This is a genomic window from Lacrimispora sp. BS-2 (genome assembly GCF_040207125.1).
Lineage (GTDB): Bacteria > Bacillota > Clostridia > Lachnospirales > Lachnospiraceae > Lacrimispora.
In genome coordinates this window covers 3,909,651-3,924,738 of the sequence record NZ_CP157940.1, presented here as the reverse complement: position 1 = coordinate 3,924,738, position 15,088 = coordinate 3,909,651, and the positions used below count along the sequence as shown (strand labels likewise).

Annotated in this window: 12 protein-coding genes; 3 read left to right on the top strand and 9 right to left on the bottom strand. The window is 45.7% G+C overall.

The genetic code is table 11. The features are described from left to right. Positions 1–37 precede the first annotated feature (37 nt). Both metE and metF read left to right on the top strand, forming a co-directional pair. The gene (metE, locus tag ABFV83_RS18480) at positions 38–2,311 is read left to right on the top strand and encodes a 5-methyltetrahydropteroyltriglutamate--homocysteine S-methyltransferase (RefSeq protein ID WP_349945926.1); all 2,274 of its coding nucleotides are present in this window, start codon (positions 38–40) and stop codon (positions 2,309–2,311) included. Next, positions 2,298–3,161: a methylenetetrahydrofolate reductase [NAD(P)H] gene (gene metF, locus ABFV83_RS18475; RefSeq protein WP_349945925.1), complete on the top strand. Its 864-nt coding sequence runs from the start codon at positions 2,298–2,300 to the stop codon at positions 3,159–3,161. Before metE ends, metF begins: the two co-directional genes overlap by 14 nt. A gap of 58 nt (positions 3,162–3,219) precedes the next feature. On the opposite strand, the gene ABFV83_RS18470 is transcribed toward metF, so the two are convergent. The 4 genes from ABFV83_RS18470 to ABFV83_RS18455 form a co-directional block, all read right to left on the bottom strand. Then, a complete protein-coding gene (locus ABFV83_RS18470) occupies positions 3,220–4,038 on the bottom strand; it encodes a hypothetical protein (protein WP_349945923.1) in 819 nt (272 codons plus the stop codon). A gap of 300 nt (positions 4,039–4,338) precedes the next feature. Continuing rightward, the gene (gene galE / locus ABFV83_RS18465) at positions 4,339–5,355 is read right to left on the bottom strand and encodes a UDP-glucose 4-epimerase GalE (protein WP_349945922.1); all 1,017 of its coding nucleotides are present in this window, start codon (positions 5,353–5,355) and stop codon (positions 4,339–4,341) included. A gap of 96 nt (positions 5,356–5,451) precedes the next feature. Further along, positions 5,452–6,564, bottom strand: coding sequence for an aminoglycoside phosphotransferase family protein (locus tag ABFV83_RS18460; RefSeq protein WP_349945920.1), 1,113 nt, complete (start codon positions 6,562–6,564; stop codon positions 5,452–5,454). Continuing rightward, positions 6,564–7,493, bottom strand: a complete 930-nt coding sequence (locus ABFV83_RS18455; protein WP_349945919.1) for a sugar phosphate nucleotidyltransferase — start codon at positions 7,491–7,493, stop codon at positions 6,564–6,566. Before ABFV83_RS18455 ends, ABFV83_RS18460 begins: the two co-directional genes overlap by 1 nt. Before the next feature lie 166 nt (positions 7,494–7,659). On the opposite strand from ABFV83_RS18455, the gene ABFV83_RS18450 reads away from it, so the two are divergent. Beyond that, complete coding sequence (locus ABFV83_RS18450; protein WP_349945917.1) at positions 7,660–8,568, top strand: AraC family transcriptional regulator; 909 nt, start codon at positions 7,660–7,662, stop codon at positions 8,566–8,568. Positions 8,569–8,616: 48 nt separating this feature from the next. Here ABFV83_RS18450 and ABFV83_RS18445 read toward each other — a convergent pair whose 3' ends face one another. From ABFV83_RS18445 to atpC, 5 genes are all read right to left on the bottom strand, one after another. Beyond that, positions 8,617–9,909, bottom strand: a complete 1,293-nt coding sequence (locus ABFV83_RS18445; protein WP_349945915.1) for a UDP-N-acetylglucosamine 1-carboxyvinyltransferase — start codon at positions 9,907–9,909, stop codon at positions 8,617–8,619. Positions 9,910–10,016: 107 nt separating this feature from the next. Then, complete coding sequence (locus ABFV83_RS18440) at positions 10,017–12,494, bottom strand: hypothetical protein (protein ID WP_349945914.1); 2,478 nt, start codon at positions 12,492–12,494, stop codon at positions 10,017–10,019. 252 nt (positions 12,495–12,746) lie between these two features. Beyond that, positions 12,747–13,472 (bottom strand): hypothetical protein, encoded by a 726-nt coding sequence (locus ABFV83_RS18435; RefSeq protein ID WP_349945913.1) that lies wholly within the window; start codon positions 13,470–13,472, stop codon positions 12,747–12,749. Positions 13,473–13,590: 118 nt separating this feature from the next. After that, positions 13,591–14,520: a sugar phosphate nucleotidyltransferase gene (locus ABFV83_RS18430; protein ID WP_349945911.1), complete on the bottom strand. Its 930-nt coding sequence runs from the start codon at positions 14,518–14,520 to the stop codon at positions 13,591–13,593. A gap of 165 nt (positions 14,521–14,685) precedes the next feature. Beyond that, a complete protein-coding gene (atpC, locus tag ABFV83_RS18425; RefSeq protein ID WP_349945909.1) occupies positions 14,686–15,084 on the bottom strand; it encodes an ATP synthase F1 subunit epsilon in 399 nt (132 codons plus the stop codon). Positions 15,085–15,088: the final 4 nt, after the last annotated feature.

Below are 15,088 nucleotides of genomic sequence, written 5' to 3'. Positions count from 1 at the left end.
TTATTTGTATTAAAATAAATGGAAGGGATTATGCTATATGAAAACATCTGTTATTGGCTACCCAAGGGTGGGAGCTTTAAGAGAATTAAAATTTGCATCGGAAAAATACTTTAGAAGAGAAATATCCGCAGATGAATTACAGGCAACTGCAAAAAGTTTAAGAAGTACCCATTGGTATACACAGCAGAATCATAGGATCGACTTCATTCCAAGTAATGATTTTTCTCTTTATGACAATGTTCTTGACACTGCGGTTCTGTTAAATGCTATTCCGGCCCGCTACCGTAATCTGGCGTTATCGCCTTTAGATACTTATTTTGCAATGGCAAGAGGATACCAAGGTGCAAACGGTGATGTGAAAGCCCTTGCCATGAAAAAATGGTTCAATACAAATTACCATTACATGGTTCCGGAAATTGATGAACATACAAAAATACAGCTTGCAGGAAATAAGCCATTTGATGAATTTAAAGAGGCGCAGCAACTGGGAATCAAAACGAAACCGGTTTTAATTGGACCATTTACCTTTTTGAAGCTGGCAAGGTTTACAGGCGGAAGGTACGCCAGTGACTATACAACTGCTATCATAGCTGCTTATCAGGAAATACTTGCAACATTTCGTGATATAGGAGTTGAATGGCTGCAGTTTGACGAGCCATACCTTGTACACGATCTTACTGGTGAAGACATTCTCTTATTTAAGCAGCTTTACAGTGCCATCCTACCTGCAAAAGGAACAGTAAATGTACTTTTACAAACATACTTTGGGGATGTCCGCGATTGTTATCAGGATATTACAGAACTGGATTTTGACGGGATTGGAATAGATTTCATTGAGGGCAAAAAATCACTGGAGCTTGTAAAAGCGAAGGGATTCCCCTCCGGTAAAACGCTGTTTGCAGGTATTGTAAACGGCAAGAACATCTGGAAAAACAATTACGCAAAATCTTTGGAAATTATCTCTGAATTGCAGAAGCATTGCCGCAATGTTGTCCTTGAGACATCCTGCTCGCTTTTACATGTTCCCTATACATTACAGAATGAAACAAAATTGCCCAAGCAGCAAAAGAGATATCTTTCATTCGCCGAAGAAAAGCTGGGGGAACTAAACGAATTAAAAGAAATTTGCTTATCTCAAACCCCCTTTGAAACAGTGGAATACAGAAGAAACGTCAGTCTGTTGAGGGAGGACAGAAATTGCAGCAATGAGAAAGTGCAGAAAAGGATATCTGAAATAAAAGAAAGTGAATTTACACGGGTTCCGGAGTTTTCTGTTCGTGAGGCGATCCAGAAAAAGAATTTCGGTCTTCCGTATTTTCCAACCACAACGATTGGCTCCTTTCCGCAGACAGCCGATGTAAAGGCCAACCGCACCGCCTTTCGGAGGGGCAGCATAACAGAAGAACAATACCGTGATTTTGTTAAGGAAAAAATCGCCCAATGCGTCAAGATCCAGGAGGAAATTGGACTGGATGTTCTGGTACATGGTGAGTTTGAACGCAACGATATGGTGGAATATTTTGGTGAATGCCTGAATGGGTATTTGTTTACGGAGAAAGCATGGGTTCAGTCTTACGGTACCCGCTGCGTAAAGCCTCCGGTGGTATGGGGAGATATTTCCAGGGAAAAGCCCATGACTGTTGAATGGTCTGTTTATGCCCAAAGTCTTACTAAAAAGCCCATGAAAGGTATGCTTACAGGGCCGGTTACAATCCTTAACTGGTCTTTCCCCCGGGAGGATATTTCGCTGAAAGAAATTGCATACCAAATCGCCCTGGCCATCGGCGATGAAGTGCTTGACCTTGAGGCAAACGGCATCAGGATCATTCAGGTTGATGAAGCCGCACTCAGGGAGAAACTTCCTTTAAGAAAATCCGACTGGGAAAGCGAATACTTAAGCTGGGCAATTCCCGCGTTTCGGCTGGTACACAGCGGTGTAAAGCCTGAGACTCAAATACATACCCATATGTGCTATAGTGAATTTACCGATATTATTCCTGCCATTGACAATATGGACGCTGATGTGATCACCTTTGAGGCATCCCGTTCGGATTTGATGATCCTGGATTCTTTGAAAGAAAATCATTTTAAAACAGAGGCCGGACCAGGCGTTTACGATATTCACTCGCCCAGAGTTCCGTCTGCGGAGGAAATAGAATCAGCTCTCCATGAAATGCTTAAAAGGCTGCCCAAAGAAAAATTATGGGTAAACCCGGACTGCGGGCTGAAAACACGGCGGTATGCAGAAACAAAACCCAGCCTTGAAAACATGGTTCAGGCGGCAAGGCGGTTGAGAAATGAAACTATCTAATATCCTAAAAAATCAGGCGACGTTATCTTTTGAGATTTTTCCACCCAAAAGAACCAGCTCTATCCAGACAATTTACAATACACTTAACGCATTGCATGAACTAAATCCCGACTTTATCAGCGTGACCTATGGAGCGGGCGGCAATGGCAACGGTCACGCTACCTGTGAAATTGCATCCACGATTAAGAATCAATATAAAATTGAAAGTTTGGCCCATTTAACCTGTGTTGGCCTTACGAAAGAAGATTTGCTTTCTCAGCTGGAGATTTTCAAGCAAAACGGAATCGAAAATATTCTTGCGCTCCGTGGAGATATCTTAGATTCTCAGCAGTCCAGAGGTGACTTTTCCTATGCCAGTGACATGATTGCGTTTATTAAGGAGCATGGAGATTTTGACATAACAGCGGCCTGCTATCCGGAAGGGCATACGGAATCAGGGAACCTCATTGAGGACATCCGTAATTTAAAGAAAAAGGTGGATTCAGGCGCGGATCAGTTAATTACGCAGCTATTCTTTCATAATGACTATCTTTATAAATTTCAGGAGCGCTGTTCCCTTGCAGGAATCCATGTTCCGATTGAAGCAGGAATTATGCCGGTAATTAATAAAAAGCAGATTGAACGCATGGTATCACTCTGCCATGTGGAACTGCCTAAAAAATTTATCGCGATGATGAATCGGTACGAAAATAATCCGGAGGCAATGCGCGATGCAGGCATTGCATATGCAATTGATCAAATTGTTGATCTGGTTGTCCATGGCGTTAATGGCATTCATCTTTATACAATGAACAATCCTTACATTGCCAAAAAAATACATGAAGCGGTTCATCGGCTGATTAAAGAGTAATAAAGAAAAGACTTCACCGGAATTCAGTGAAGTCTCTTCTTTGCCTGCCTCAGCTTTTTTATACTATGAATCTTATATATGTCCTGTCATCGATGGAAACTTTTCCGTTTGTAAAGCCGGACCCAGCTTTATAATTTTCAATGCACAACGGATCATGTTCCTTAAGCTCCTTTAAATACCGCTCACTTTCATGTAATGATTGTTCTAATCTGGGGTATCCGTCAGATGCCAATATGACCGTATCTCCCTCTTTCACGTCACGGATGATTATCTTTGAGAAGTCATTACAAAAACCATCTAATACATGAAATCCATACTTACCGCCTTTATCACAGTTGGAAAAGTACAGCTGATTTTTTATGACAGGAAAGATAATTTCATGAGATGAATCCGAAATACATAGTTCTTCTACTGATTTTCCGCTGATAAGCTCTGATTGAAGATATACGGATCTCACTTCCGCCAGCAATCGATCAATTTCCATTTCTTCCTGAAACACTTGCCCGTTAATGCTGAATTGGCAATCTCCGAAGCACCAGATCTGTTTATACCTGCGGCTGTAAATCACAATGGTAGACCGTATTCTCTCTGTTGTATTTTTAAGAAAAAAATCATCGTTGCCATTGTATTGCTTATGAAGCTGGGAATTTAAATATTCGAATGCCTGAACCGCACTTTCACTTCCATTTAATTGTGCCATTGCATTCAACAGCGTTTCTTTCGCATGAAATCCACTGGTCTTATTGTTCCATAAAATATCTCCCTTGGCAGTGACTCCATCCATTACAGCAATAAATTTATCATTGATAAATAACCCATCCTCGCACAAAGCATCATCGCCATACTTTGAAGCTATAAATTTTTCAATAATTTGCATTTTTTTATGTATGCAGTATACAGTCATACGTTCCTTTCTTAGTCTTTAACATCAAACTCAATCCTTAACACGATAATGAAATTATCTTTATATAATTGATTCCAGGTTAAAAAAAAGCATCCGTCCTAAGAATGAAGGTCCTAAGGATAGATACTTTGACAACAGGAAATATGAGTTTAAAACATTACAAAGTTATTTACCTGTGACTCCGGCTTTTCCGTTTTACAAAGAGCATCTGCTCCCGGCTGGCCATCGATCAGACCAGCCGGAGCATAATGCAGGGCACAGACCCTAAAGCCTTTATCTGTATCCGTTGGGATTCCCGGACTGCCATCTCCAGGAGTCTTCACACATTTCATCTATTCCCCGCTGCGCTTCCCAGCCAAGTTCCTTCTTAGCCAGGGAGGCATCCGCATAGCATGCCGCAACATCACCTGGGCGGCGGGGTTTGATGGAATATGGGATGGATTTTCCGCATGCCTTTGAAAACGCTTCGATCATCTGAAGCACACTAAAACCCTGTCCGGTTCCCAGGTTATAAATACGTACTGACGGATCTGAGGAGGCCATCTTTTCAAGTGCTTTTACATGTCCAACAGCCAGATCTACCACATGGATATAATCCCGGACTCCGGTTCCGTCGGGTGTGTCATAATCATTTCCAAATACTCCTACTTCCTTCAGCTTGCCTACCGCAACCTGGGTGATATAGGGAGTCAGGTTATTGGGGATTCCAGCAGGATCTTCTCCGATTAAACCGCTCTTATGGGCACCCACAGGATTGAAATAACGAAGAAGGATCACATTCCATTCCGGATCAGCGGTATGAAGGTCTGTAAGGATCTGTTCCAGCATCCCCTTTGTCTGCCCGTAAGGATTGGTGATAATCCCCTTGGGGCATTCTTCTGTGATCGGCACAAAGGCCGGGTCCCCGTATACGGTGGCCGAGGAGCTGAATATGATGTTCTTTACCTTATGCCCCCTCATAACATCGCACAGAATCAGGGTCCCTGTGATGTTGTTGTGGTAATATTCCAAAGGTTTGGCAACGGACTCTCCCACAGCCTTTAATCCGGCAAAATGGATGACAGCATCGATTTTCTCATAATCAAATATCTCATCTAACGCATCCCGGTCCAGAAGGTCTGCTTCATAGAAGGTCACCGTTTTCCCGGTGATGGCTTCTACCCGCTCCAGTGACACCCTGGAGGAATTGCAAAGATTATCCACGACTATTACTTCGTGGCCTTGTTCTAAAAGCTCAATGCATGTATGGCTGCCGATATATCCGGCGCCTCCGGTTACCAATATTCTCATATTCTCTCCTCTTTCTCATTTATATTTTGTATGCCAATGACTCAGGCAGATATAATCTGTATATCCGGTTGAGTCACAAATACAAGAGTTAAAAACTTATTTTTCACTCTTGCGGACAATCTCCTCCATTTCCTTCCACTTCTTCTCCATATCAGCCACAAGCGCAAACTGGGTCCTGGTACGGTCCAGGTTGTGATTTTCTCTGCTTGTATGGAAATAGGTATCTCCCTGAAGGAAATCTGTCAAAAAGCGCACGCCGCACTCAAAGGTCATCAGCTTTGCACCCATGGGAAGCATCTTCTTTTCATCAGGCGTCAGACTTCCCCTGCACCCCTCTAAATATCCCCTGGTATAGGTCTCAAACAAGGGCAGGGATAAGGATACCTTGCTCACATCAGGTTCATCCTCCTCTGCCGTATTGGCTCCAAAACGGATGGAATCGCCAAAATCAAAGATGGACAGGCCGGGCATAATGGTATCCAGGTCAATAATGCACAGAGCTTCTCCGGTTGTATCATCGATCATGATGTTATTAAGCTTGGTATCATTGTGGGTAACACAGAGAGGGAGTCTGCCATCCTTTAACATATCCATGGCAACAGACGCTTCATTCTCCCGGTCAAGGACGAACTTTATTTCCTCCTTTACCAGATGGGCACGGCCGCAGGAATCAGCGTTCACAGCCGCCTTAAAGGCTTCCAGGCGCACCGGGGTGTTGTGGAAATCCGGAATGGTTTCTGCCAGTTCACCTGCCGGATATTCTGCCAGCTGGCGTTTAAACCGCCCGAATGCCTTGCCGCTCTGATAGAAATCCTGAGGATTTCTCACCTTATCATAAGTGGTGGCCCCTTCAATAAAAAGATAGCCTCTCCAGTAATTCCCGTCGCTGTCCTGGCAATAATCCTTTCCATCCAGTGCTTTTATGATATTCAGTGTCTCCCTTTCAGGATCTCCGCCCTGGGCTTTAATCCGTTCCCGTAAAAAGGAAGTAACACCTGCAATATTTCTCATGAGAGAAACCGGGTCCTTAAAGACCTCATGGTTGATTCTCTGGATGATGTAATGTTTTTCCCCTTCTCCTGTCTTACAAATCAGGCGAAACGTATCATTAATATGGCCGCTTCCATAGCGGTTCCATGAAACAGGCTCTCCCTCAAAGGCCAGAAGTCCAATGGCCTCTCTTATTTTTCCGCACTGTGCGTCTCCCATTACTTTTCCTCCCATAGCTTTTCCGGATACAGGCCGGCTTTTTTCAGTTCTTTGATGGCATTTACCACTGTTTCTTTGTCTTCTTTATAAGTGACTCCGTACCAGCGGTCCACACTCTTTAATACTGAAACTTCTGCCTTGCCTTCCTTTAACAGCTCATCAACAACAAAGGGAATGAAGTATTCACATTTCATCGGATTTACAGTCAGCTCCCTGTCTAAAAATGCGGCAAACCGTTCCTCAAGCTCTTTTAATATGCTGCTTGTAAATCCCCACATGTTCATGGAAACAATGGTGTCCTCTCCAAGCTCTGTCCAGGTCTTTCCATCATCCTCTGTAAATTCTGCCTTGCCGCCGTGTTTTTCTATTCTGGTCCGCTCATGAATGTCAACCAGCTTTCCTGCCTTATCGGTATTGCATACGCCTCTTGCCACATGGCCGTTTTCTGTCAGGGTGTTGTAAAGCTGATAGCCGACCATGGTGTACTGGTACTTCTCCCCATCAGAAACCTTGTTAAGCTGGTCATAAATGGAAATAAAAGCGCTCCTGCCATAATAATCATCTGCATTAATGACCGCAAAAGGTCCGTCTACCACGTCCTTGCAGCATAAAATTGCATGTCCTGTTCCCCAGGGCTTTACTCTTCCCTCAGGTATTGCATATCCTTTTGGAAGCTTTTCAAGCTCCTGATATACGTATTCCACCTGTACATGAGCCGCCATGCGGTTCCCGATATTTTCTTTAAATTCCTTCTCAATGTCTTTTTTAATGATAAAGACTACTTTTTCAAATCCAGCACAAACCGCGTCATAGATAGAAAAATCAATGATCTTGTTTCCATAAGCATCCACAGGGTCAATCTGCTTTAGGCCTCCGTAGCGGCTTCCCATACCTGCTGCCATGATTACCAGAACCGGTTTCTTGTTCATCGATGTTACCTCCTAAATTCTATTAACCTCAGTATAATGAATGCACGCCAAAAGATATTTGCACTATTTATTATTTAATTTGCATTATCGTACTCTTCTCACCATTTTACCACGGAATGTGGTATACTGTCTATAACCACAATCACGTGTCCGGAAGGAGGTTTCCATGGCATATAAGAGCACCCAGCTGCGTTCCTCAGCGATTGTAAAAAAAGTCATAACCATTCATTATTTTGAATACATGAGCGATTTCTCCTTTCCAGGAGAAAGCCATGACTTCTGGGAGTTTGTCTGTGTTGACAAGGGGGTCATCGATGTAATGGCCGGTGAAAAGCGGATCCCTTTAAAGCGGGGAAACATCATCTTCCACAAGCCCGGAGAGTTTCACAATATCCTGACCAACGGAACCGTTGCCCCCAATCTGGTGGTAATAAGCTTTGAATGCAATTCTCCCTTCATGAAAGCCTTTGAGGGAGAAGTCCTTTCCGTACAGGAGACGGAAATGGCTCTGCTGGCGCAGATCATCATTGAGGCACGGAATGCATTTTCAGGAAGGCTTGACGACCCGTACCAGGAAGAGCTGGTCCGCAGGCAGCCGCCCCTGTCCTTTGGGGCAGAACAGCTGATCGGGAATTATTTGGAGGAGCTGATCATCCATCTTTACCGCAGATACTTTTCAAATCCGGAACAGATCTCCACAGGACGGGTGACAGCAAGCCCCATGCATGGGGATGCCCACAACCGCATCGTCCGCTATATGGAAGAGCACATTGGGGATCACCTTACCATTGAAACCATCTGCCGGGATAATTTAACCGGACGGTCACAGCTTCAGAAAATTTTCCATAAAGCCTATGGATGCGGGGTCATCGATTTCTTTACAGGCATGAAAATTGACGCGGCCAAGCATCTCATCCGCAGCAACCAGCTGAATTTTACTGAAATTGCTGATCGCTTAGGCTACAGCTCTGTCCACTATTTTTCCAGGCAGTTCAAAAAGCTGACCGGGATGACGCCGTCGGAATATGCCACCTCCATACGGTCCCTTTCAGAAAAAGGCTCTGAAAAGCCTTAGCCCGGCCCGTTGCTCACCCAAATAGGAAAAGGCGGGAAATATCCCCGCCTAGCCTACTTTTAATTTGAATTTCTTTACTTCATGTTCAGAATCTACCTTTTCGATCATGGCACCAAGGCCCTGAAGCTTTTCATCAAAGCATTCATAGCCTCTCTGAATATATCCGATCTCATCCACAACCGTATATCCATCCGCAGCTAGTCCGGCAATTACCAGCGCCGCACCTGCACGGAGATCAGGAGCGTTGACAAACGCCCCGCTAAAGCCGTTTACGCCGTCAATAACGGCTACATTTCCTTCTACCTTAACATTTCCCCCCATACGGGAAAGCTCATCCACATAGCGGAAACGGTTTTCAAAAATACTCTCTGTGACCACGCTGGTACCTCTGGCAAGAGCCAGGGTCACTGTCATCTGAGGCTGCATATCGGTTGGAAATCCCGGATAGGGAAGTGTCTTGATATCCGTATGCTTTTGATGGGATTTTCCGACCACACGAACCGCATCGTCGAATTCCACGACCTCGCATCCCATCTCCAAAAGCTTTGCAGAAATGGCCTCCAAATGCTTTGGTATGACATTTTTTACCATAACATCTCCACGGGTAATGGCAGCAGCACACATAAAGGTACCTGCTTCAATCTGGTCCGGAATGATGGAGTATTCGGTTCCATGGAGTTTTCTCACTCCACGGATACGGATGGTATCCGTACCGGCTCCCTTGATATTGGCGCCCATGCTGTTTAAAAAGTTCGCCACGTCAACCACATGAGGCTCTTTTGCCACGTTTTCCAGTATTGTCTGTCCCTCTGCAAGGGTTGCCGCCATCATGACGTTGATGGTAGCCCCAACGCTTACCACGTCTAAATAGATATGGCTTCCAACCAGATCAATGGCATGGGCGATCACTGCCCCGCGTTCAATCCTTACATCAGCCCCAAGAGCCCGGAATCCCTTTAAGTGCTGGTCAATGGGCCTGCTTCCGATGTTGCAGCCTCCCGGAAGGGGGACCTGGGCGCTTTTGTATTTGCCAAGCATTGCTCCGATAAAATAATAGGAAGCCCTGATCTTACGGATGTATTCATCATCTACCGAAACTTCCCGGATGGTCTTGCCACTTATGCGGACCGTATGTCTGTCAATCCGTTCCACCTTTGCACCAATTTCCTCTATGGCCTCCAGCAACACATTTATATCTCTGACATCAGGAAGATTATCGATCAGAACATCCTCATCTGTCATGATCGCTGCTGCCAGAATTCCTAAAGCGGCATTCTTTGCTCCGCCAATGGTCACTTCACCGACCAGGGGATTTCCGCCCTTCATAATATACTGCTCCATTTCACACCTCTGATTATCATGTTATCTATTACAAAATTCTTAAATTTCATCTTTTAGCCTTTTATGATTATAACATATCTTACGAATTTGTAAAGAGAACGCATTTTCTATTCTGTAAATACTCCGCAGACAAAGTCATTTCCCTGACCTGAAAAATAAGCAGAGGCATCATTTAAGCCCATTTTCTGGCTCTCTCCGGACACCGGATTATAGACCGTCACATTATAGGAATCATAGCCGGAAAGAAGCACATAACCGCCCTGAAGGTTGTAGGCTGCCACCGGACAACCATGTCCGATGAAATACAGTACCTGGCTTAAGGTGCAGCCCCTGGCATCCAGCATAAGGACTCCCTCCCCATAGAAGCTGTTTTCAGTAAACCCTTCCAGATTCCGCAAAAAGGCTGCTCCGGTCTTTAAGGGCTCCTTCATGTTGCGGACCGGCGGACGGTTCACACGGCTCCATATGATTTCCTGATTCTTATCGGTCACAACTCCCATTTTATCATAAGCAAGGGCAAGGGCATCGGTAAAACTACGGCTGCTTCCAAGGTAATGGCCTCCCCCATATGCATAGAACTTGTTTTCCTGGGTTCTTGTATTGCCCTTTAGCTCCACCACTTCCGTGGTTTCATAGGCAACCTTTTTGGGAACCGAGATCTTTACATCCCGGCTTACTGCGTCTTTCTCCAGCTGGACAAAATACAGCTTTCTCCTGTCCTCTGAGGCGTACCAGCCAATTCCTTCCATCTCGACCTCTGCCAGCTCCTGATTGCAGACAATGGTATCCTGCTTGGAAGCCACATAGGACTGATCACCGGATTTCGTCACCTGTGTTAAATGGATCCGGCTGGCATCCACGGACACATCTGCAATGTAAACATTCTCATGCTCATATTCCTTGACGATCTTTCCGCTTTGATCCATGATTTCGATCCGGTACATGGGAGCATCCTTTGTCCTTCCGTTCTGTACCCACACATCGCCTTTCCTGGCAATTCCGTAAATGAAATCATCCCCTACAAATCCAAGGGGTCTGTAAATATTATCCTCACCGCCGGTTATCTCTCGCTTCACCCCGGTGTCCAGATCCATGAGATGAACCACTTCGTCTCCATAATGGTCATTGCCCTCCTGCCATGCAAAGCGGCGCGACCTGCTGCTGACCGCGTATCCGCCCTCAATCAGGGAATCCGCCAGGACCATATATTCATTGCTGTTTAGATCTATACCGTAAACCGCCCGGTCCGCCATCAGATAGAGCATCCCATTGGTTCCCACGTGGGCCAGCTGGTCAATCTCCTCCTTAAGCATGTCAAAGGACAGGGTCACAGGAGTGAAAAGGCGCTCCGTGGTGGCATTGTCCTGGCTGCTATACTGATACATGGCAATTCCCAGGCTCCCCTCGTGAATGCCCCGGTTCATATAACCATAAACCAGGAAATCCACATCTCCGTTATCACTGACCGACAATACCCTGATATCGTGCTGGTTGTAGCCGCTGCGAAGTCCATCGTCTTCACCGCTTCGGAAAGAAAATATCTTTACCGCGTGTTCCCGGCTCTGGTCAAAGGTCCATAGATCCCGATTTACCACATAGGCCAGGCAATCCCCAGACGGGCTTTTTGCAGTTCGTATTGCATCCTGGCCTGAAATCCCCAGCATAATCCTTTTTCCGGAAAAAAGCCCCTTTTGGCCGGAAAATACCTGATTGGTATTTCTCTCAAAATCCATAAGGTAGATACGCCTGCTGTCCCATTTCATAGTAAAGCTGTCCTCCACCTCGTACAGCTCCTGAATATTATCCTCTCCGGTCCTTTCCACCTCATATTCCAGCTGAACGCTGCACATGATTCCATCTAAATCCTTAAGAGTCGCCCTTATGTCACCTACCGGAGTCACCGAAAGTCCTCCCCATGTAAGCTGGGAAAAGCTGGAACGGATGGTCACATGGCCGAGGGAACTGTTATCCTCTCCCTGGCTGGTTTCCAGATAAGTGGTCAGCTGCCGGGCCTGATCATAATCAAAGGTCCTGGTGGTGAAATCAACCGCAAAATCGATCATATCCTTTACATTGGTGCTGTCCGTCCACATGATCCGGGTATAATAAAGCAGTTTTCCATTCCCGGAGGTATCCAGCGACAGGATGAGAAGGTATTCTTTATCCTTTGTCAGAAGGTTCTGGATGGGAAGGGTGGCCGTGACGCCTCCCTCTCCCTGGTCCCACGTATCCACCTTTGTCCGTTCCACCAGACGTCCTAAGTCCATGCTGCGGACTTCATACTCGATCCCCTGGATGCTGCCTTTATAATCCGATATCTGTATGTTCATGGACCGGTCCGCAGGCAGGACGGTAAGGGCTTCCCGGGAAACCGCCTGCTTCATATCCTGGGTATACCCATGGAGAAGGTTCATCTTTCTTCCGTACATATCCGAATATACTACGGGCAAAGCCGCCTCATCCATGGAGGTATATACCATAACATCATTTTTTTCCGTATTTTTCTGGTTCCACATAAAATAAACTGCGATTGCTGCTACAAAAACCGCAGATAAAATTCCTATTTTTTTTACCAATCGATTCATCTCAAATTTCCTCTGTTTTTGCAATTTTGTGTACTAATGAATCAACTGGATATGCATGCATATCCGTTCAATTCACAAACGGAGGGCAGAAAGTCTTTTTCTTTCAACCTTATCTTCTTTATTGTATACAATAATATCCAAAACTACAATGAAAACTTTCTTAAACATTCGTTAAACGTTACATAGAATGGGCAGCTCTGCTAACCATATAAAAAACAGCCGTCCTGCCAGGGACAGCTGCTTTCCTTTTTCTTATCTGCAAAGTCCGCTGCGGCATCTCCTGCGGTGCATCTCATTAAGCAGAAGCACGTTTACGACGCCATCCAGCATACCGTCGGACCTCTGGCTCCACGGACCTCTCGGTCCCCATGGACCCCATGGACCGCAACGGCCTCCTGGCCCGCAATGGCCTCCCGGCCCGCAAGGCCCCCACGGCCCGCAAGGTCCCCACGGCCCTTTGGGTCCCCTTGGCCCTCTTGGTCCTCTCGGCCCCCTTGGTCCTCTTGGTCCTCTTGGCCCCCACGGATCCCATGTGGAACCACGGTCCTGGGACAGCAGATCCGATTCATCCATCTCTTCTGCGCCCCACTCCATCTGTTCCGCCAGTTCTTGCTCCGCAGCCGTCGTTTCTGCATAATCTGGTCCTTCTGCCACTTCATCCATCAGAATGCCATCCTTACGTATCTGATCGCATATAGAATCGCAGATCTGGTTAATCATCATTCGGTCCGGATATTCGTCATACATGGGACTGTTCTTATAATCCAGATGATCACACGCTGAAACTACATATTCCTGCAATTGTTTCATATGTCCTGGGTACATTCCCTGTAGATATTCCAAATCCTGTACGATAGAATCCCTTCTTTCCAAGGAACGCCCTGCAGCACTCCTGTCACCATAAAGCATATATGGCTCCAGTTCCTGAGATTTGTTTCCATAAGTATAATCCGGGTAAATGGGCACGACTGTTATCACTCCCTGCTTTCTGCTTATACAACACTATAGTATGCAAAACAAAAAGGTAAGGTGCTATATCCTATGAAAAGAAAATACGGTTTTCCCATGGGCAAGCCATCAGAAAACCGCACTTTTTTTACCTCACATCAAACAGGCGCTCCGGATACACACCTTCTGAAACCAGGCCCCTGATCGCAGCAGCGACAGCAGGCTTGTCCTCTTTATAGGTCACGCCAAACCACCGGTCTCTTGTTTCCAGCACCCTTACCTGGGCTTTTTGGGAATGAACCAGCTTATCGATGATCTTAGGAAGCAGATATTCTGTTTTTACATCCCCTTCTTTTAAACCGGCTAAAAACTCTGGAAAGCCTCTCTCCAGCTCCTCAAGAAAGGCTGGGGAAAGTCCCCACATATTCATGGAAACATTTTGATCCAGGGGGATCTTTACCGGGTTTCCTTCCTCACTGCGGCCCTCTGCCCAGTCTTCACACCGTCTGATCTCGTATGTCTCTGTGACCTCTTTCAGTATCCCTCTTTCATCTACCTGGCATACTCCTCTGGTGACCCCTCCATTTTCGCTTAAGGTGTTGCCCAAAACAAATCCTCCCATACAGATATCAAAAGGCTTTGACATTGGATCCATCTCATTTACCAGATATTCATGAATCTTTATAAAACCTTCTTTTCCATAATAGTCATCCGCATTGATCACCACAAAGGGTTCATGGATCACCGATCTGGCACATAAAAGCGCCTGGCCGGTTCCCCATGGTTTTGTTCTGTCAGCCGGTTTCCTATAGCCTGGGGGAAGGTCATCCAGCTCCTGATAGGCGTACTCCACATGAGCGATCTTTTCGATTCTCTTTCCAATGATCTCCTTAAAATCCTGTTCCAGATCCTTTCTTATGATGAACACGACTTTGTCAAATCCGGCGTTTAAAGCATCGTATATGGAATAGTCCATGATAATCTCACCGCTTGGTCCTACCGGCTCCAGCTGTTTGATGCCCCCGCCAAACCGGCTGCCAATGCCCGCCGCCATAATCACTAATGATGTTTTCTTCATAATACTATCTCCCTGTTTGTTTAATCTGCCTAATAGTATACCACAAAAAAAGGGTTTAATCCATAGATACCGTATTATCCCCAGTTCCACTTCCCATTTGGAAAAATTCATTTGTCATAGAAAAAGGGATTTGAACCTGTTTCACAAGGTCCAAATCCCTTTGCATTACTTTGTAAGTGAAAGCCTTATATGAGCCCTTTTCAGAGCAGCTTCCGCTCTAACAATATCAATTTCTCCGCTCTGTTCCTTTAAGCGGCGTTCTGCACGGATCTTAGCCTCCTCTGCACGGTTTGCATCGATCTCTCCCGGCCATTCAACAACTTCCGCCATTATGACGATCTTCTCCGGTAAGATTTCAGTAAAACCAGACATCAGGGCCGCTTCCTTCACTCCGTCTTCCTCGTGAATCTTTAAGACTCCCGGGGCAACGATAGCAGTCATGGGAATATGATTCCGGTATACGCCGATATCCCCTTCCGTGGTAGTAAGCTCCACCATGGAAGCCTCTCCCTCGTAAAACTTTCGTTCCGGTGTGATGATCTGCAGTTTGAATAAATCAGCCATATTC